Genomic DNA, 17,588 nt, shown 5'->3' with positions numbered 1-17,588 from the left:
AAGTGCGATGCCTGCTCTGGGGTACGCCATCGCACTTGACATTCAAGACAAGTCGCTACAATTTTTCACAAAGCCAAGCGTATTGAATTATGCAGTACCTTCACTTCGGATACTGGCTCCCTTCAAATTAGCTTCGATTGTAAATTTGGAAACTTACAATGTATATGAAGCATCAGTGTAAGTAGTTCACTACAAAAAAAGAAGATATGCGAATTCTAATTGTGGAAAGCAGTATGTTGTTGCTCCTAACTGCGATGACAACTGGCTGTGTCGGTTCTTCCTCTGTTACAAAACAGCCGCAAGCCTTACCAGCAAGCACTGAACAGCCGACGAAAGAAGCTGTGTTGAACTCAACAGCTACACCGACTGCAAAACCTATAGAGCATTCTACCCCCGAAGCCACTACTGCCACGAATCTGACACGCTGTGAAACTAGTCAATTGTCAGTGCGTCGAGTCTCTGAAGATGCTGGCGTTGGGAATGTTGCACTTACCTACGCCTTCACTAATAACGGCTCATCTCCTTGCACCCTCAACGGTTATCCGGGATTGGGACTACTTGATGCAAAAGACCAACCTTTGCAAGGGATTAAAGTTATTCGCTCCAAGGATACTTACTTTTCGAGTAAGCAACCTCGACAACAAGTAACTCTAGCTCCTGGAAAACAAGCCTCATTTCAGATAGCTTACAACCACATTAGTTCTCCAGATCAAAACTGCCCAATGTCTAGTAAAATTCAAATCACACCTCCTAATGCTTACGAGCACTTTACCCTTACAGAACAAATCAAGCCTTGTACAGGCAAAGTTAGAGTGACTCCAGTACGAGCCGTTAACACTCAACCCTAGTAAATTTCTGTAATTTACTCAAATACCCAGAAAAAGCATAAATTTAATCAAAGCCTCTGATAGTTCAGGATTGTACTAATCAAAAAGGTTAAAAAATTTTATGGAAGGAATTGATGTTGCCGATCAAGATGGCAGAGTAGATTGGACGGCAGTAAAAAACTCTGGTAAAACCTTTGCGTTTGTCAAAGCCACAGAAGGAGTAAGCATCAAAGATTCTGCTTTTGCTCATCACTGGCAAACCATGAAAGCTGTTGGTCTGATTCGGGGTGCTTATCATTTCTTTCACCCCCATACATCTGACCCGGTTCAACAAGCGAAGGAATTCTTAAAAACGTTGGGGAAATTAGAACCGGGAGACTTGCCACCAGTTCTGGATGTAGAAGTAACTGATAAAGGAAGTAGCCAAGCTGTAATTAATGGAGCGAAGTTGTGGTTAGCAGAGGTGGAAAAAGCCCTTTTGCAACAAACAAAAAAACCAATCAAACCAATTATTTATACCTTCCCTAGTTTCTGGACGGAACTTGGTAATCCATCTGATTTTGCTAGTTATCCTTTATGGATTGCCCACTACGGAACTAGGAACCCAACTATTCCTGGTGCTTGGCAGGGACAATACTTAATCCATCAATATGAAGGTGATATATCTGGTGTAACTGGTGTTAGTGGTCGAGCCGATTTGAATAGATTTAATGGATTGCAGCTAGGAGATTCTGGGCTAAGAGTAAAACAATTACAACAGCAATTAAAAGATATTGGTTTATATACTGGTGCTATCGATGGGCGTTTTTCTGAGTCAGTTAAGAATGCAATTGTTAGTTTTCAAACATCTAAAAAATTGCAAGCCGATGGAATTGTCGGTATAAAAACTTGGATAGCTTTGCTATGGATTTAAGTAAGTAGGTGTGAATAAACAAAGGTTTGCGATCAACGGCTCCAAACCTTTAATTAATTTTACGTTGTATATAATAGTTGGATTGATTGTAGTTATTACTTAACATCGTAATGAACAAAATTGAGATTCGACCTGGAAAAAACCTTTAAGGATTCGTTTGAGTGAATTAAACTTAACCCGCCTAATAGCTTTATTCACTTCTACCCACTGCCGTTTTCTTTTAGTTGCTTCTGGATAATCTTCACTCAGCATATCAACTGATAGTAAATACATCTTGACGCAGTAAATTTTGCCTTGTTTGCGGTACTTGTAAGTTCCCAGTTCATTTGCATCCACTTGCCCAATTATCCCTGCTTCTTCCCACGCCTCTTTGGCTGCGGAATCAGGTGGACTCATGCCGTTAGGAATATCTCCTTTTGGAATCACCCAGTGTTGAAAGTCACGAGTTGTAATTAGCAAGATTTCAACTTTACCATTGTTTACTCTGTAAGGAATTACCCCAGACTGTATAAACACTTTACTGGCTTTTCGACTCATGTAATTTACATCCTGTACGTCCTAGCTTTTTTGTACAATGTTTACTTCAGAAATTCTAGAGCTGATACCGGATAAATTTGGGTTAATCTTAAGTTATGAAAAGGTTAAAACTATTTTTTGCTTATAAGAGTTAATTATTCAAAAAACTTCCAGCGTAAGTGTTTGCGCGGGTAATGATGGTTTTGATGCCGCAGTTACATCTATTATCAAACTGGTTTTATAGCAGGAGGCAGGAGGCAGGAGGCAGGAGGCAGGAGGCAGGAGGCAGGAGGCAGGAGGCAGGAGGCAGGAGGCAGGAGGCAGGAGGCAGGAGGCAGGAGGCAGGAGGCAGGAGGCAGGAGGCAGGAGGTAAAAACCTTGCTATTCCTGAGATTTACGCTTGTCATTATGTCCTAATCTACCTGGCAACTGCTATATGTTGAAGAGTCAGACCCCTATTCGTCAGTTGTCTCTATAAAAGTTATCAGGAATCTGGGCAGCACTTTTGTTCAACTAACTGTAATAACTGTTCCCGCACTCTCGTTAGCTAATCTATCTACTGCACACACGGCATAGCTTCCCGCTTGTTGGACGGTAGCAAAGGTTGTGCCAGCAGATAAAATTCGCTGAATTGTCCAAGTATCGCCACTCAGCCGATAAAGTGTCCAGGAACGAACTGGCTGATTATCACCAGGCTGCCAACTCAGTTTGCGGTTATTGACTTGTAGTCCAATGGGTGGAGATGGTGGTGTTGTATCTTGCCAGGGCAAAGTTGGCGGTAGCGCGGGTTTGTTATACAGCAGACTTTGAAATTTATCAGCAATGCCCTGACTATTTTCTGTCAAAACACTGAGATTAAAGAAAATATTCCCCAGTGACAACTGTCCAGCTTGGCTACGACTAATTTTCACCTGCTTTTCAATCTCATCACTTTCCCGACTCTTGTTGCTTGGTTCTGTCAGATTATTACCAGTGTAAACGTGTCTTTGTTTTGTGTTTACTTGTGTCCACCATTTTAGCAACGCCGGATAACTTTGTTGTGGTTGGTCTGTGCGCCAGTAAAGTTGAGGAGCGATATAATCAATCCAGCCTTCTTCTAACCATTTTTTTGAGTCAGCATACAGCACGTTGTAAGCATCCAATCCAGTAATACCCGCCGGTTGTCCGGGGCGATAAATCCCAAAAGGACTAATACCAAATTTAACGTCGGGTTTGGTTGTTTTAATTCCCTGCCAAAGGCGCTGTACCATTTTGTTAACATTATCCCGTCGCCAGTCGCCAAGGCTGAGTGTACCACCAGCTGCTTTATATGCAGCGTAGGTTTTATCATCGGGGAAAGGTTGTCCCTCGATGGGATATGGATAGAAATAATCATCTAGGTGAATGCCATCAACATCGTAGCGCTTCACTACATCGAGAATTACGTTATACGCCCTATCCTGAACTATTTTTAGTCCTGGGTCCATCCAGCGTTGTGTTTTCCACAAATAAACGCTTTCTGGATTGGTAGCTGCAATGTGGGGACGGACTGTTTTTGCTGGGTCGGTGGAAGTGCTAGCGCGGTAAGGGTTGAACCAAGCATGGAGTTCAATATTGCGCTTGTGACATTCTGCGATCGCAAATGCTAAAGGATCGTAAAATGGTTCCGGTGCTTTCCCTTGAGTTCCTGTAATCCAAGCACTCCAAGGCTCTAATCGAGATTCATACAAAGCGTCTCCCTCTGGTCGCACCTGAAAAATCAGGGCATTGAAGTTTAGCGCTTGCAATTTAGTAATAATCTCGGTAAGTTCTGCTTTTTGTTGAGCAACAGAAAGTCCCGGTTTGGAAGGCCAATCACCATTCCACACAGATACTACCCATGCCCCCCGAAATTCCCGGCTATGATTTACCCTAACGCTGCCGATAGGTGTGGGCGTTGGAGTTGGAATTGGAATTGGCGTTGGAGTTGGCGTTGGCGTTGGTATTGGAATTGGCGTTGGAATTGGCGTTGGAGTTGGTATTGGCGTCGGCGTTAATATTGGCGGCTGTACTAGGTAACTAGAGGCGATTTTTTCTGCCTGACCTAAATACACCAAGGCTTGATAAATAATCACTGCCACATCTGCACGGGTGGCTGCGAGATTAGGATTGAGCAATTTAATATTTGGAAAACTAACCACCAATCCAGCGCTGGTGGCAATAGCTACGTGATTTCTACCATACTCAGGAATCTGAACAGAATCCTGATAAATTTGTGAAAGTTTTGAAAGCAGGTCAGGTTTTACCTTGGTAGCAATTTCTAAGCCTGCTACCAAAGAAACCAAGACTTCTACTCTAGTAATTCGGTTAGCAGAACGGAAAGTTTTATCAGGGAACCCGCTAATAAATGCTTTTTCGTAAGCTGTTTTAATGGCTGCTGCTGCCCAATAATTCGTAGGTACATCAACAAAGGGAACATACTGCCGCTTCTTGGAAACTGTCCCAAATGCGTTAGCGATAATAGCGGCAAATTCAGCACGGGTAAGTGAATTATCGGGGCGATAAGTGCCATTAGGCAACCCACTGACAATACCGCGTTGGGCTAAGGCTGTAATAAATAAACGTGCCCAATGGTTTTGAATATCCGAAAATGGAGTAGCAATAGATACCATTGTTAATTGCAGCTAGCTGGCCTTGATTTTGATTTCCTTTGTTAATTTAGCAATTTTGTTGGCGTAGGCATAGCCAGCACTTCGGCTGCGCTCAGTGACCACCGTAGGCATCGCTGCTGCAATGTCGTCTTCTAAACTTTGACTACTTAAGTTTGGGAATGGGGTATTGGGCACAAGAGGGAGAGGGGCACAAGAGGCAGAGGAGCAGCACGCCTTTACGAGAGGCTGCGCTCTGTTACCGAGGTGCAGAGGAGAAAACTGACTGTAACTTCTTTCTTGCTCCCCTGCTCCCCACTCTTATCTACTAAGTAGGATTTGCAGCTTCATTAGTAGGATTCGAGGTAGAACGCGTATTCAACGCCAGCATCACGCGTGAAATGCCAGTGAAAATAATGCTCACACCAACTAGTGTACCCAGAAGCCAGGGTGCATTGAAGGGCCACTGGAACCAAATCATTGCGCCTAATACCAGCGTAATAATCCCATCACCGAGTATCCACGTCCAGTTTTCTTGTGGACGCAACTTGAATGCCAGAATTAACTCGAATGTACCTTCAGCCAGTAAAAAGCTGCCAAGCAACAGAGTTAGTGTGAGCACACCTGTAAAAGGATAAACAAACAGCATAATGCCGGTTGCAATATAGAGTCCACTCAATAGAAGTTTCCAAATAAAACCTCCTTGGTGGCGGGTTTGAGTGGCATAAACTAGTTTTGTAAATCCGGCGAAAATTAAAATGACTGCAATCCAAGTTTCGGCGAATATGGTGGCGAAATTAGGTGCTGCGATCGCAATAACCCCTAAAATACTCAAGAGAACACCTGTTATCAGTGACCCATTCACATTTTTGTTAGTATTTCTAGAAACATCGGTTGTCATAAAAATCCCTTTCCTATTCTTAGACTAAACTCTACATTTAGGTTAGGGAATTTTTAATTAACACAGTATGAACCCTAAGATAGACTCATCAGTATTAACTTCATTGCGATCGTGACTAAAATTTACGACTATTGAGATACTAAATCAATCATCAGATCGCAACTGCATTGTCTCTAAGTAACTCTTATAAGAGTTCTGCAAGATTGCTTAGACGTTCATAAACAGAAATAAGACGATCTCCTTCAAGTTCAACAGAAGTATTTGGATAATTCTGAATGGCTCCAAGTAATGTAACTTCACCATTTTGTTGAATAGATGTACTTAAAGCACTTCGCAACGCTTGCTGGTCTAATTGTCCTGCGGGAGGGTGAACTACCTCACCAATTTGGTTAACTAAAATTGGCCCTGCCCAACTAGCTAGTAAGCTATTTAAAAAAGCAGCATCAGCTTTGATTGGGGCTTTCAGTGCCTTACGAGCTATTGCGGGGTCTTGTTGCGCCGCCTCTAAATAAGCTCTTAATGTTGGGGTAGTCTTGCCAGTTTCTGTAAACTGACTTAATTCTTCAACAGATACTTGTCCCTGAAAAGTACCGTATTTTAAAACAACTTGCTCGGCAGCATTAGCATTAGTAGTTGAGAATAGAACAATAGCGCCTACACCTAAAGCTACTGTCTGTGTGAGTAACTTAGTAAATTTCTTATTATTTAATCGATTGAAAAGTTGCGAAATCTGCATTTTTTAAACTTGATAATGGTATGGAGCAGACATAAGCAAAAAATGCCTATGTCTTAGGATTAAACTTTGTCATTAGGCGAAGCTGCATGAGGTAGAATTGATTGATCTGCGTCTAAAGTTGGTGCAGGTACGCCCAAATGCTTCCTTGCAGTTTCTTCAGCAAGCTTTCGGTCTTGTTCAGTCTCGAACTGGCTCTCATCTAACAAATGAGGATTTTTTGCTGCTTCGTCTCGGCTTGGTCGATAACCATTTTTCCACCTGTACTTCCAGTCCATAATTAAAAAGGCAGATATACTGCAATTTGATTTCCTAGTTGTTTATAGTAGACGCTGAATGGAAAGTGATACTCCTGCTATGGGTTGAAGAGGCTCATTCAGAAGGTATAAATTTAACTTACTAGAGTAAGAATACTTGTTTATGTAAATTTTAATACTTTAATAAGTAAATAACAAGTCATTAGTGGCGATCGCAAATGTAATAACTATTGTCACGAGATGCGATCGCTACTGGTATCTAAGCGTCGGCTTTGTACCCTTCTCTACGGAACGCTAAGGGCGAACGGGAAGCAAGCTATGTACAGCCGTAATTTTTAATCGTTAGGTATATTTATTGATTACTTTATCAAAAAACCTAATTGCTTTATCAAAAGATTAAAATACTTTCTCAAAATACTGAAATGCTTTCTCAAAAGGCTTAACTGTTTTCTCAAAAGGCTTAAATGCTTTCTCATTTCGGTGTTTTCAGCAAGCAAAAGGCTTAAATGCTTTCTCATTTCGGTGTTTTCAGCAAGCAAAAAGCTTAAATGCTTTCTCATTTCGGTGTTTTCAGCAAGCAAAAGGCTTAAATGCTTTCTCATTTTGGTGTTTTCCGCAAGCAAAAGGCTTAAATGCTTTCTCAAACACCAGTTTAGTTATTCATTTCAGTGTTTTCCACAAGCAAAATGGCATTTGACTTTTTCAAAATACTTAAATACTTTCTGAGTAAATAAATCGGCGAGAATAAATCAAACTACAAAATTTCAGCGAAAACCATTTTAAAACCTCGTTTCTAGACTCTAGCTAGAAATGTTCCTCATTGCACTGCTGCCGCAAATCAGGGAGGCGGCAGCCCCAAAATAGTTATTTCCCACTGGAAAGTCAGCAGTTACCGATTGCCGTGTAGTATGCCTGCTAAGTTATGATTTCATCACCCTAAAGTTACAGAGGCAGTTTGAATTTGTGCCAAATTTATCAAATTTATGTCTAAAGAAATAAGCACATAATTAACCTGACTATACTTAAAAAGGCCCTATGCACAGAATAGTCATTCTCAACAAATATCTCTATAGATATAACTAAAAAAGATAGTTTTATTATAATTACACCTTTAGGATCACGCAATTTAAACTAAAAAGGTTAATACTAAAAAATAACTTTATCAAAATTAAATCTGGTCGTAATCAAAAATTGCAGCCCAGACAACAAACAAATAGATAAATACAGAAAAAAGTACAAACAATGGCAACTTCTACAGACCGGGATCAACAGATTCAAAAACTGCGTGAACTCATCAAGGATATTGATTATGGTATGTTTACCACAGTCGATGATGATGGCAGCTTGCATAGTTACCCCATGTCCAAGAGTGGTGAGATTAACTCTGAGAGCATACTCTGGTTTTTTACTTATGCTGGTTCCCATAAGGTGACTGAAATTGAACACCATGAGCAGGTGAATATTAGTTTCTCATCACCCGAACAGCAGCGATACGTTTCTATCTCAGGTACAGCACAACTTGTGAAAGAGCGCAACAAAATGCGAGAGCTATGGAAGCCGGAACTTCAAACCTGGTTTCCTAAAGGGCTAGACGAACCAGATATTGCTTTGCTAAAAGTGAATATTAACCAGGTTGATTATTGGGATAGTGTATCGAGTTTCAAACCACAAACAATTAGTTTTTTGACAACATCACGTCTCTAAGTAATTAATGATTCGTAATACTTTGGCTACGCCCTTCTCTACGAGAGGCTGCACTTCGACTACGCGGTAGTTGAGCGCAGTCGAAACTCAGGACAAGCTCAGTACAAGTTCGTAATTCGTAGTTAAGAATTCAATGACGAATTATTTTAAGACGTGTAATTGTTGAAAAAAATTAGCACTCAAGAAGCCATCTGCGATGCCATGAGTTTACCGATCGCTACACTTGTCAGTGGTATTGATGCTCTGAAAATACTAAGGCAAAATTTAGCGATCGCCGCTCAGATAGCCTACCCCGATCGCCAGTGTGTTGCCTTTGTGGGCGATCGCGGTTTTTCAATGCTGATGGCAGAGTTTGCCACCTGTGTGAAATATCGTTTGCCCATCAAGATAGTGATTATCAAAAATGGCACATTGGGGCAGATTAAGTGGGAACAAATGATGTTTCTCGGCAATCCAGAGTATGGCTGTGAATTGGAATCAATCAACTTTGCAGCCTTTGCCCAAGCTTGTGGTGGTGTGGGGATGACGATTGAAGATCCGGCTGAATGCGGTGAAATTTTGGATCGAGCACTTGCGACACTAGGGCCAGTAATTGTAGAGGCGATCGTTGACTCTTTGGAACCACCTTTACCTCCGAAAATTACCCTACACCAAGCAACTAAGTTTGCCGAATCACTTGCCAAAGGCGAACCTAACCGCGAGAAGATTGCTCTGACAATCCTCTCAGATCGAGTGCGACAACTGATTTAAGTATAAATTTGGAATTTAATTCAGAGGTGTATTTTATGCCTTACAAACAGATTGCAGACTTACCTGATTCAGTCAAAGAGCATTTACCTAAGCACGCCCAAGAAATTTTTCGGGCTGCATTTAACAATGCTCAAGAAGAATATGGGGGAGAAGAACGTGCCTTTCGTGTTGCTTGGAGTGCGGTAAAGCGCGATTACGAAAAAGGCGATGATGGGCATTGGCACAAAAAGCCAGAATAGTTCATACCATTTGGGATTTTGGATTTTAGATAGGGAAGGAGTTCCGCGAGGTCTTATGAATTACCTTGTTGCAGTTTTACCAGATCGAATACAAGCAGAAACCGCCTACTCTGCTTTGGAAAAAGCAGGCTTGCCAACTTCACGAGTCAATATTTTGGGCGATGGTTATCTAAGTGCTGATGAATTTGGACTAATCGATCCCGAGAAGCAAGCCCGCAAACAATCAACTCGGCTCTTTTGGTGGCTTGTACCCTTTGGATTTGTTGCAGGTTATGCCTTCAACTATCTCACACAAATTGAAATATTTCCCGAGGTTACTCGATTTGGCAATGAATTTCTTGCTGGGATATTAGGAGCTATAGCCGGTGCCTTGGGCGCTGGTTTAGTCGGTCGAGGAGTCGGCTTAACAGTTGGCAGTGGCGATGCTTTAGCGTATCGTAACCGTTTGAATGCTGGCAAATACCTAATTGTAGTTACCGGAAATGAGGATTTAATACGCGAAGCTACCCGCGTACTGAGTCCATTTGAACCAGAAAATATTCAAGGCTATACAGACTATTTACAAAATAGCAAACTTGTAGGGAAAGAGATGGGCAAACAAATCTAAATGGCAGGTATTTCTGAATCAAAATATAAATCATGGAGCGATCGCCTTAAAAAAAGCGATCGCTCCTTTAAGGTATTTTTTATTTAGAAAAACCTTGTAGTTATGATGGATAAGGAATCGCTTTTGCTTTATAGGATAATGTAAATACATAGCACTGCTATGTTTCTACAAGGGTTATGGATAACACATATTTAATTTTACTCATATCTCTTTTATCTAAACTCGTAGTCTTTTTAAACGCTAAGAGGCGTAAAGTAAACGCAAAGTGTTTTGGAAGCAATGTTGTATTTAGGAAGTATCAGATGTCACACAAACAATTGATTTATTGCTGGCAAAAATGCTTACTTCCCATCTTGATGTCTGCTACTGTGCAAATAGTGGTTCTAACATTAGGGGTGTTGAGCATCTTGGGAAGTACTGCTCCGATGAGTCATGCTCAAGCTGTTTTTAGCAGTAGTCACATCCAGGAGCAACAGACACCATCAAAATCAACAGTACTAAATGCCACTGTATATCACAGTCCCGATTGTAACTGTTGTGGCGGGTGGATTGAGCACTTAAAGACACAGGGTTTTAAAATCACAGATTTTTCTACGCCTGACATCGAAACAGTCAAACAAAAGTACAACGTGCCGGATAACTTGTCATCTTGCCACACAGCAATTGTTAATGGATATGTTATTGAAGGACACGTCCCAGCAGACGACATCAAACGTCTGCTTCAAGAAAAGCCAAATGTTGTTGGTTTGTCTGTTCCTCAAATGCCTGTAGGCACTCCTGGGATGGAAATGGGGAATCGAAAAGACCCGTTTTCTGTGCTTTCTTTCGATCGCAAGAACTCAGTTGCAGTATTTAATAAGTATCCTGGTGAGTTTTGAGTGAATTAAAAGGGTCTTTTAACTCGAAACTCAGCACTCTTTATTTAGAACCAGTTTTGATCGACTGGGACAAATGACTTAACCATCTCCTCAACCAGAAAGTAGATGGTGCGCTTGCAACATTTTGAGAAAGAAACTCAATGGCATGGTTACAATCTTGCAGGCTGGCATCGAGTCCCATTGCGCGATAAATTTCACGAGCATTGCAAAAGGCATCCATCGCTTCTGATTCTCGATTGATTTTTTCTAACACCAAACCCAAATTAAACCAGGCATTTGCTTCCCCATTTCGGTCATTAAGATCCCTTCCGATCTCTAATGAATGCTGATAAAACTCCAACGCCCTTTGGTATTTTCTTAAAGCCTTATAAGCACTGCCCAATCCACTCAAGGCCATGCTTTGACCATTGCGATCGCTGATGAATTTCGCCAGCCCTAACCATTGTTGGTAAAATTCAATAGCTAGTTGGTAAGATCCCAACGATTCATAAGTGTTGCCCAAACTTCCCAGGCAAATGCATTCCCCAGTCCAGTCGCCAATTTTCTTCGTTACACTCAACCATTGTTGGTAAAGCTCTATCGCTTGCTCGTACTTACCCAGGTATTCATAAGTATTACCCAAGCTTCCCAAGCAAATGCCTTCCCCAGTGCGATCGCCTATTTTCCTGGTAATACTCAACCACTGGTGATAAAATTCAATCGCTCGCTGATATTTGCCCAGTGATTGGTAAGCGTTACCCAACCCAGATAAAGATTTGGCTTCTTCTAAGCGATCGCCTATTTCTTTAGCTATATCTAACCACTGTTGATAAAACTCAATTGCTAGGTGGTACTCGCCTAGTGACTGGTAAGCATTGCCCAAACTTGCCAAAGAAATGACTTCCCGATTGCGATCGCCTGTTTCTCTAGCTTTTTCTAAGCACCGCTCTTCATACTCAATGGACTCAATATTATTTAGTCCCCCGGATCTTATTACTTCTGCCATTCTCTATAGAAATTTTTGATCGATAAGCTGTCGATTATACAATTTTCTGTGGCTTTAGCACAGGATCAGTGCAACTTATGTCAAAATCGAGAAATTCTCTTCAATATCAAACTTGATTATAAGTAGGTCGGTGTTGAAAATTGTCGTTATGACAAGGCAGGAGGCAGGAGGAAAGAGCTTTTTGAGCAACTTTACTTTTCGTTATATATTTTGGCTTTTTTGCACCATGTTACTTATACGCAACATCCCGATGTATAAAAGGCTTTTATTTGTTTGCTAATAATTACACGAATATATCATACTGAAAAATTTAGCTTTCTTAAACAATATAAGAAAAACCAAATTAATCAGCAGCAGCATAATCTGGCAATACGTTGAGTTCTAGATTAACAGCACTTAAATAATTTTGATCGTTTAAAACTTGTGATGGTAATTTATCTGCATTCACAGCAGCTTTAACCAAATCTTTCGCAAGAATATTTCTATTCAGAGTTTTAAGTACTAGCGCTTCTCCGCTAGGAATACCATGTTGTTGTAGACCTCCTTGATAAGCAAAAGTAACTAGATTCAAAGGCTGGAGGTAATTCGCAGAAGTCGAGTTAGTGGATACATTATTAGAGTTAACAGCTATTGTTTCACTGTTGTTAGTAGTAGCTGTTTGAGCGCCAGCAATTCCAGGTACAAAAGTAATAGAAGCAAAAATCAGTGCAGAATTTATTAAGTTAATAAGTTTCATAAGTTATATTTAGGTAAAATGCGATCGGTGTTCCTTAGTAATAGAGTCCTCTTTATTATTAATCTCAGCTTCCTTCAGTCAGGTCATCTGATCGGTTGATCTATGGCTCACCCAAAAGGGTGAGCTAATCGAGTGACACAAAGAGCAATAGAGACTTGTTAAGCCTAGACACAGAAAAGATTGGCTGAAATTTTCAAGTACTGAACTGAGGTGAGTTGCACATTTATACAATTTTTCAATTCGCCTCTTGAGTTCCCCTAAGAAAGCAGAGATTGCTGCAACAGGTGACTCAAACACGCCCATTCTCTCAAGCTGAATTGTGAGTATTTCCCAGGATGTCAGAGAAAAACACTTCCTGCTGCTTTGCTAAAGCGTCTCTACACACCTAAAATTTTCCCTTGGGAGAAAAAACTTGACGGCAAAGTGCTTTTATAGTATAAACGTACTATAAAAACACTTAAATGTTGCATAAAACTTTAACACTCCCGAATATGCTAATAGGAGAGTACAAAAGAAATGAAGCTATCTAAGGTAGACTTGAGCAGTTTAGTAGCGATCGCTCACTCTGATGGATATTTGCAGTTGTTGCTCGACCGAGGCAACGAACTAGAGTTTTTGGAAATTCCGGCACCGATACAAGCTTATGAAGGATTGCAAGAACTGAACGAGGCGATTGCCGAAACGACTGCATTACCCTTTGAAGAAGAACCAATTGTCATGCTACCAGTTGTCTCATCAATGGCGATGGCTGTAGGCTACGATCGCAACGAACAGATTTTGCAAGTTGAGTTTCAAAGTGGAGCGGTTTATCAGTACTTAGGCGTAGACGAGGATACTTGGGAAGATTTACATTCCTCGGACTCGATTGGCAGCTTTTTCAATCAAGAGATTAAAGGTAGATATGACTGCGATCGTCTAGATTGTGCAGATTAGTGACTAATAACTGTATGTAGGGTTTTTAAGAATTCTTGCGTTGTATAAGGTTTAGGTAAAAAGGCTGTAAAAAACTGGTTCACAAACTACTGTTACTGTATTTCCTAAACCAGCAATCTGATGTAATTTAGGTTCTCTGAAACGGGAGAAGTTTTTATAATTACTATGAAAGCTCCTTTGTTGTGTACAAAAACATAAATTATTATCGATTTGCGGTTAATTTAAGTCTAACCAAAATACTAGATTTGAGTGCGTGGTAAAGTTCGATCTAAAAGATAATTAGTCAGAAAGTAGAATAGGGCAATTAAGATAATTGCAGGTAATGTAACTGATAACAAATTTCTTGTTTTTTCTGAGCCTGCTACTTCAATAGCAACTGTTAACAAAATTGCAGTCATGCCATTTTGATGACCAAACATAACTCTTGCTTTGTTTGCCATAGACTCTTTTAAAAACAGGAGGGTGACAATAACTTGTCCTAAGAAAAATGTGGAAAATCCCAGGATTCCCCCAGAAAGCCAATCGAAGGTTAGATTAGTAGACAATAAACCAATAACAATCACACTAAAATAAAAAATAGGAGAAACCATTATTTCTAGTTTATCTGATGCAGGTGGTCTAAGAAAGAGTCCGGCAAATGCAGATAAAATAAATGAATCAGATAAAACACTATAAACAATAATTATGATTACACCAATTATTTCTAAAAAGTTTTTTAGATTAGGACGTATTGTCTTTATCCACTTGCTCAAGTAATAAACTGTAAAACAACCAACAATATCAGCACCCATCCGTACAAAATATTGACTCCAACTAAAATTAGTTGAGACTAGTAGTGGTAAAAAAATATAAAAAGCAAATAGTATACTAATTGGGTCATCAAAACTAGTCCAAGCTCTTAAAATAGTTTCCGACTTTTTGCTAATATTGCTAGTATCAAGAGATTTAGCTGAGGCAATTGGGTCTATTTGAGCAATCACTGTTGCACATAAGTAGGCGACAGGAGCTAGATTTGGTGAAAGAAGAGCTAGAATAAAACCCGGTAAGACAATTTTTATTGGGACTCCAAGAACTAAAATCCTGATAATTAATCCTAAATGTCTTTTAAATAAAGTTTTATCAATATTTAATACATTGATGTATAGGCTTAATGCGATGGCAGTATTCATTATTTCTTCAAGATAGGGAATGGTTGTAGCATTGATCCCAAATGCAACTGCAAACCAATGAGCTGCAAATCCCAATCCGAGTGACAAAATACTTAATTTAAGCATCACATTTTAACAATAGTAGTAGAGATGGTAGGCCAGGGTAGCCGCATCATGTTAACAAGAAGAGTATATTATCAACAGAGTCTAAATTAATTTCATTAATCTATGCTTATTACTAAAGGTTTAAGCGAGTCCTCTGAGTTCTGTAAACTAAACTAAGCGAGAAATACTCATTCTTTCGTTGATTCTTAATCTTGGTCGAGGTATCACCTTGAGAGTAAGCCAAAACTATTTTTTCTCGTAAGTCGATAGAGTAAGCTTTTCTTTTCTGAGTTGATGCACCAAATTGTTACTGTACCTCATTTACCTGCAATATGCTGTATATCTTGCAATGTGCGAATGGTTGTTGCTCCATCCATCTTAGCCACTCAACATAGACTAGTAATGCTTTCTTCAGAGACAATAGAAAAAGCCTATATAATATCAACGCAGTTATGACAACCACACTTACCTCTGCTGTTAAACCAAGAGCCGAAGATAGTTTTGCCATTACCTTTGCACCGTTATCTCTGGAAGAAATCTACGCCAAATCTGACGATCCAGCCAATGGTGCTGTGGTTGTGATGAGTGGCATGGTTCGCAATCAAACCGATGGTAAACCTGTGATTGCTCTAGAGTATCAAGCTTATGAACCGATGGCGTTGCGGATATTTTATCAAATTGCTGCTGATATTCGCTTATCTATGTCTGATGTGAATCGAGTCGCGATTTATCATCGCGTTGGACGTTTGCGAGTTGGGGAAATCAGCGTTTTAGTAGCTGTGGGTTCTCCTCATCGGAGTGAGGCGTTTGAAGCTTGCCAATATGCTATTGATACGCTCAAACACAATGCCCCTATATGGAAGAAAGAACATTGGCAAGACGGTTCTAGCACCTGGGTGAGTATTGGTGCGTGTGAAACATCAGGAGAAAATTGTTGATTTGAAAAAGAATTCAGAATTCAGAATTCAGGAGTCAGATTGATAAAATTTTGACAAGCACAGGTAAGATCCTATGCTCTTTTTCCAAATGTATTGAACTCATCGACACCTCTCGCCAGAACCTTGAAAACCGTTATAACTTCTCTACGAGACGCTGCGCGAACGTTGACTGGTGTCGATTGGTTCTACAGTAAGGGTTTCAGGCTACAAAATCGATTGTTTGTCGCTGTCCAAAAGTACTCTTAACGAACTCTGCAATCTCTATACGATTCCCGCCGGGATCTCGGAGGAAAAACCGCACGCATCCTGGAAGTGGTCGTCGATCGGGAATAATTTCTATTCCATGCTCTTTTAGGTGTTCTTCAAAGGCGTTCAAGTTATCGACTTGGAAACAAAAATGCCGTCTAGATGCTTGGTTATTGGCGTTTTTCTCTCTACTAACGTGCAGTTCAATGTCTCCCAACTTGTACCATGCTCCTGAATCAATTTTGATGACATCAGGTCTGGGAATTTCAGTCAATTCTAAAACTTTACTATAGAAAAACAGCATTGCATCCTCCACTTCCAGAGGATAGGTAACTTGAATATGATGAACTGCATTAAGCTTCATAAATTTTTTCCTAATTTAGGTTTAATTTGGTAATGCTACAACCACTTTTTGCCATAATACTGGCGTATTTCTAAAGTTTTTCTGTTCCGACTCCCCAAACATCTATACGATAAGCTTGCCCATACTGATGCGTTCTTCAATGAGATAGCCAAGTTTTCTATAAAACTCAACTACTTCTGCGTTGGAGACACGAACTTGGAGATTGATTTTGAGGCATCCCATCGCTATCAATACCTTCTCTGCGTGCTGCACTAGCTTGCTACCAATACCCTGCCGTTGATACTGAGGACTGACCGCAACTGTGTATAGCCAACCGCGATGCCCGTCATATCCTGCCATGATAGTGCCTACAATTACAGAGTTCATCTCAGTAACGAAAAATAACTCAGGCTGTACAGCAAGCTTCTGACTGATTACCAATTTTGGGCTGCTGTGCGACGGGTTATTAGGAAACACCTCATCCCACAAAGCACTGACTAATTGAGCATCAGATTGTTTGTATGGTCTTATATTCATCTACATCTCTAAATCGAATGGCACTAAGAAAAGCCGAAACGCTTGTGTATTAAGCAGTTTGCAACTGCTTTCGTAATTCGTGCCGGGGTTTGGTCATTAAGGGATAAGCTTTCGGGCGGCGTTTACGGACTCGTGGTTCGTTTCTAGCAGGACGGTCAGGAACAGCCTTGTGAGCAATAACTTTGAGTAGAGTGCGATAAATTTTAAGACGTGTTGTTGAAGTTGTAGTTAATAATTTGGGAATAAAGTTAATTAAATGGTGGTGAGTACCTTGCAACGATAGGCGTAATGGAGGAGTGGTGTAAGTAGTTCCGGCATCCCACATCAAACTACGAAGTAGATTATAAGCAAGCAAAAAAACGTAAATTTCTTTGCGTACCATTGAGGGGCTTTTACACCGCAAAATATCCATACCCAAGGTAGTTTTGAGATGTCTTAAATTTAGTTCAACATCCCAGCGTTGGCCGTAAAGCCCAACAATTGCCAGAGTAGAATAAGTTGCTTCATCTAAAAGAGTGGTAATTAAGCTAACTTGTTGAGTCCGAAAACCAGAAATAACAATATAATAGTAAATCTCTCGCACAGTTATGGAAGGAGGTAAAGCATTAAATTCATCTTTATCCAATCCTTTGGGGCAAGTTTTTGGCTTATACCAAGTAACTAATTTGTCGCAATCTCCAACAATT

Annotated in this window: 21 protein-coding genes; 9 read left to right on the top strand and 12 right to left on the bottom strand. The window is 40.4% G+C overall.

Annotated features, from left to right (window positions below):
• Window positions 1-206 precede the first annotated feature (206 nt).
• Both AC1F2U_RS30270 and AC1F2U_RS30265 read left to right on the top strand, forming a co-directional pair.
• Complete coding sequence (locus AC1F2U_RS30270; protein WP_480264494.1) at window positions 207-848, top strand: DUF4232 domain-containing protein; 642 nt, start codon at window positions 207-209, stop codon at window positions 846-848.
• Between the two features lie 100 nt (window positions 849-948).
• Window positions 949-1,740, top strand: coding sequence for a GH25 family lysozyme (locus AC1F2U_RS30265; RefSeq protein WP_480264493.1), 792 nt, complete (start codon window positions 949-951; stop codon window positions 1,738-1,740).
• A 99-nt stretch (window positions 1,741-1,839) separates the two neighbouring features.
• Here AC1F2U_RS30265 and AC1F2U_RS30260 read toward each other — a convergent pair whose 3' ends face one another.
• The 6 genes from AC1F2U_RS30260 to AC1F2U_RS30235 form a co-directional block, all read right to left on the bottom strand.
• A complete protein-coding gene (locus AC1F2U_RS30260; RefSeq protein WP_480264492.1) occupies window positions 1,840-2,277 on the bottom strand; it encodes an NUDIX hydrolase in 438 nt (145 codons plus the stop codon).
• Window positions 2,278-2,765: 488 nt separating this feature from the next.
• Entirely contained in the window at window positions 2,766-4,886 is a 2,121-nt protein-coding gene (locus tag AC1F2U_RS30255) for a glycoside hydrolase family 10-like protein (RefSeq protein WP_480264491.1), read from the bottom strand.
• A gap of 304 nt (window positions 4,887-5,190) precedes the next feature.
• Window positions 5,191-5,763 (bottom strand): HdeD family acid-resistance protein, encoded by a 573-nt coding sequence (locus AC1F2U_RS30250; protein ID WP_480264490.1) that lies wholly within the window; start codon window positions 5,761-5,763, stop codon window positions 5,191-5,193.
• 184 nt (window positions 5,764-5,947) lie between these two features.
• On the bottom strand, window positions 5,948-6,499 hold the full coding sequence (locus AC1F2U_RS30245; protein WP_480264489.1) for an alpha/beta hydrolase: 552 nt from the start codon (window positions 6,497-6,499) through the stop codon (window positions 5,948-5,950).
• 59 nt (window positions 6,500-6,558) lie between these two features.
• Window positions 6,559-6,774, bottom strand: coding sequence for a bromodomain-containing protein (locus AC1F2U_RS30240; RefSeq protein WP_480264488.1), 216 nt, complete (start codon window positions 6,772-6,774; stop codon window positions 6,559-6,561).
• Window positions 6,775-7,112: 338 nt separating this feature from the next.
• Window positions 7,113-7,355, bottom strand: a complete 243-nt coding sequence (locus tag AC1F2U_RS30235; protein ID WP_480264487.1) for a hypothetical protein — start codon at window positions 7,353-7,355, stop codon at window positions 7,113-7,115.
• A 640-nt stretch (window positions 7,356-7,995) separates the two neighbouring features.
• Here AC1F2U_RS30235 and AC1F2U_RS30230 point away from each other — a divergent pair.
• The 5 genes from AC1F2U_RS30230 (at window position 7,996) to AC1F2U_RS30210 (ending at window position 10,931) form a co-directional block, all read left to right on the top strand.
• The gene (locus tag AC1F2U_RS30230; protein WP_480264486.1) at window positions 7,996-8,457 is read left to right on the top strand and encodes a pyridoxamine 5'-phosphate oxidase family protein; all 462 of its coding nucleotides are present in this window, start codon (window positions 7,996-7,998) and stop codon (window positions 8,455-8,457) included.
• Window positions 8,458-8,619: 162 nt separating this feature from the next.
• Entirely contained in the window at window positions 8,620-9,207 is a 588-nt protein-coding gene (locus AC1F2U_RS30225; RefSeq protein ID WP_480264485.1) for a thiamine pyrophosphate-dependent enzyme, read from the top strand.
• Between the two features lie 35 nt (window positions 9,208-9,242).
• The gene (locus tag AC1F2U_RS30220) at window positions 9,243-9,446 is read left to right on the top strand and encodes a ChaB family protein (RefSeq protein ID WP_480264484.1); all 204 of its coding nucleotides are present in this window, start codon (window positions 9,243-9,245) and stop codon (window positions 9,444-9,446) included.
• Between the two features lie 55 nt (window positions 9,447-9,501).
• On the top strand, window positions 9,502-10,053 hold the full coding sequence (locus AC1F2U_RS30215; RefSeq protein ID WP_480264483.1) for a hypothetical protein: 552 nt from the start codon (window positions 9,502-9,504) through the stop codon (window positions 10,051-10,053).
• A 302-nt stretch (window positions 10,054-10,355) separates the two neighbouring features.
• Window positions 10,356-10,931 carry a DUF411 domain-containing protein gene (locus AC1F2U_RS30210; protein WP_480264482.1) on the top strand — a complete coding sequence of 192 codons (576 nt, stop codon included), beginning with the start codon at window positions 10,356-10,358 and terminating at the stop codon, window positions 10,929-10,931.
• 40 nt (window positions 10,932-10,971) lie between these two features.
• On the opposite strand, the gene AC1F2U_RS30205 is transcribed toward AC1F2U_RS30210, so the two are convergent.
• Together AC1F2U_RS30205 and AC1F2U_RS30200 are read right to left on the bottom strand one after the other, a co-directional pair.
• Window positions 10,972-11,916 (bottom strand): tetratricopeptide repeat protein, encoded by a 945-nt coding sequence (locus AC1F2U_RS30205; protein WP_480264481.1) that lies wholly within the window; start codon window positions 11,914-11,916, stop codon window positions 10,972-10,974.
• A 343-nt stretch (window positions 11,917-12,259) separates the two neighbouring features.
• Complete coding sequence (locus tag AC1F2U_RS30200) at window positions 12,260-12,652, bottom strand: hypothetical protein (protein WP_480264480.1); 393 nt, start codon at window positions 12,650-12,652, stop codon at window positions 12,260-12,262.
• Between the two features lie 516 nt (window positions 12,653-13,168).
• On the opposite strand from AC1F2U_RS30200, the gene AC1F2U_RS30195 reads away from it, so the two are divergent.
• Window positions 13,169-13,585: a KTSC domain-containing protein gene (locus AC1F2U_RS30195; protein WP_335179998.1), complete on the top strand. Its 417-nt coding sequence runs from the start codon at window positions 13,169-13,171 to the stop codon at window positions 13,583-13,585.
• 239 nt (window positions 13,586-13,824) lie between these two features.
• On the opposite strand, the gene AC1F2U_RS30190 is transcribed toward AC1F2U_RS30195, so the two are convergent.
• Window positions 13,825-14,862, bottom strand: a complete 1,038-nt coding sequence (locus tag AC1F2U_RS30190; RefSeq protein ID WP_480264479.1) for a hypothetical protein — start codon at window positions 14,860-14,862, stop codon at window positions 13,825-13,827.
• A 428-nt stretch (window positions 14,863-15,290) separates the two neighbouring features.
• Here AC1F2U_RS30190 and AC1F2U_RS30185 point away from each other — a divergent pair, with 428 nt between their 5' ends.
• Complete coding sequence (locus AC1F2U_RS30185; RefSeq protein WP_194047461.1) at window positions 15,291-15,776, top strand: molybdenum cofactor biosynthesis protein MoaE; 486 nt, start codon at window positions 15,291-15,293, stop codon at window positions 15,774-15,776.
• Between the two features lie 199 nt (window positions 15,777-15,975).
• Here the strand turns inward: AC1F2U_RS30185 and AC1F2U_RS30180 are convergent, their stop codons facing one another.
• The 3 genes from AC1F2U_RS30180 to AC1F2U_RS30170 form a co-directional block, all read right to left on the bottom strand.
• A complete protein-coding gene (locus tag AC1F2U_RS30180; RefSeq protein ID WP_480264478.1) occupies window positions 15,976-16,386 on the bottom strand; it encodes a VOC family protein in 411 nt (136 codons plus the stop codon).
• 102 nt (window positions 16,387-16,488) lie between these two features.
• Window positions 16,489-16,902 carry a GNAT family acetyltransferase gene (locus tag AC1F2U_RS30175; RefSeq protein WP_480264477.1) on the bottom strand — a complete coding sequence of 138 codons (414 nt, stop codon included), beginning with the start codon at window positions 16,900-16,902 and terminating at the stop codon, window positions 16,489-16,491.
• Window positions 16,903-16,951: 49 nt separating this feature from the next.
• On the bottom strand, window positions 16,952-17,588 hold a 637-nt coding region (locus AC1F2U_RS30170), incomplete at its 5' end, for a transposase (protein WP_480264476.1).

This window comes from Nostoc sp. LEGE 12454 (assembly GCF_056620565.1).
The sequence above is the reverse complement of the archived record's forward strand: the minus strand, read 5'-3'. Positions and strand labels throughout refer to the sequence as shown.

Coding starts and splice junctions, on each gene's coding strand:
- AC1F2U_RS30260 (WP_480264492.1), bottom strand. CDS start 2,277: ATGAGTCGAAAAGCCAGTAAAGTGTTTATACAGTCTGGGGTAATTCCT.
- AC1F2U_RS30245 (WP_480264489.1), bottom strand. CDS start 6,499: ATGCAGATTTCGCAACTTTTCAATCGATTAAATAATAAGAAATTTACT.
- AC1F2U_RS30235 (WP_480264487.1), bottom strand. CDS start 7,355: ATGAGAAAGCATTTAAGCCTTTTGCTTGCTGAAAACACCGAAATGAGA.
- AC1F2U_RS30265 (WP_480264493.1), top strand. CDS start 949: ATGGAAGGAATTGATGTTGCCGATCAAGATGGCAGAGTAGATTGGACG.
- AC1F2U_RS30220 (WP_480264484.1), top strand. CDS start 9,243: ATGCCTTACAAACAGATTGCAGACTTACCTGATTCAGTCAAAGAGCAT.
- AC1F2U_RS30185 (WP_194047461.1), top strand. CDS start 15,291: ATGACAACCACACTTACCTCTGCTGTTAAACCAAGAGCCGAAGATAGT.
- AC1F2U_RS30215 (WP_480264483.1), top strand. CDS start 9,502: ATGAATTACCTTGTTGCAGTTTTACCAGATCGAATACAAGCAGAAACC.
- AC1F2U_RS30210 (WP_480264482.1), top strand. CDS start 10,356: ATGTCACACAAACAATTGATTTATTGCTGGCAAAAATGCTTACTTCCC.
- AC1F2U_RS30205 (WP_480264481.1), bottom strand. CDS start 11,916: ATGGCAGAAGTAATAAGATCCGGGGGACTAAATAATATTGAGTCCATT.
- AC1F2U_RS30230 (WP_480264486.1), top strand. CDS start 7,996: ATGGCAACTTCTACAGACCGGGATCAACAGATTCAAAAACTGCGTGAA.
- AC1F2U_RS30250 (WP_480264490.1), bottom strand. CDS start 5,763: ATGACAACCGATGTTTCTAGAAATACTAACAAAAATGTGAATGGGTCA.
- AC1F2U_RS30270 (WP_480264494.1), top strand. CDS start 207: ATGCGAATTCTAATTGTGGAAAGCAGTATGTTGTTGCTCCTAACTGCG.
- AC1F2U_RS30175 (WP_480264477.1), bottom strand. CDS start 16,902: ATGAATATAAGACCATACAAACAATCTGATGCTCAATTAGTCAGTGCT.
- AC1F2U_RS30200 (WP_480264480.1), bottom strand. CDS start 12,652: ATGAAACTTATTAACTTAATAAATTCTGCACTGATTTTTGCTTCTATT.
- AC1F2U_RS30195 (WP_335179998.1), top strand. CDS start 13,169: ATGAAGCTATCTAAGGTAGACTTGAGCAGTTTAGTAGCGATCGCTCAC.
- AC1F2U_RS30240 (WP_480264488.1), bottom strand. CDS start 6,774: ATGGACTGGAAGTACAGGTGGAAAAATGGTTATCGACCAAGCCGAGAC.
- AC1F2U_RS30255 (WP_480264491.1), bottom strand. CDS start 4,886: ATGGTATCTATTGCTACTCCATTTTCGGATATTCAAAACCATTGGGCA.
- AC1F2U_RS30180 (WP_480264478.1), bottom strand. CDS start 16,386: ATGAAGCTTAATGCAGTTCATCATATTCAAGTTACCTATCCTCTGGAA.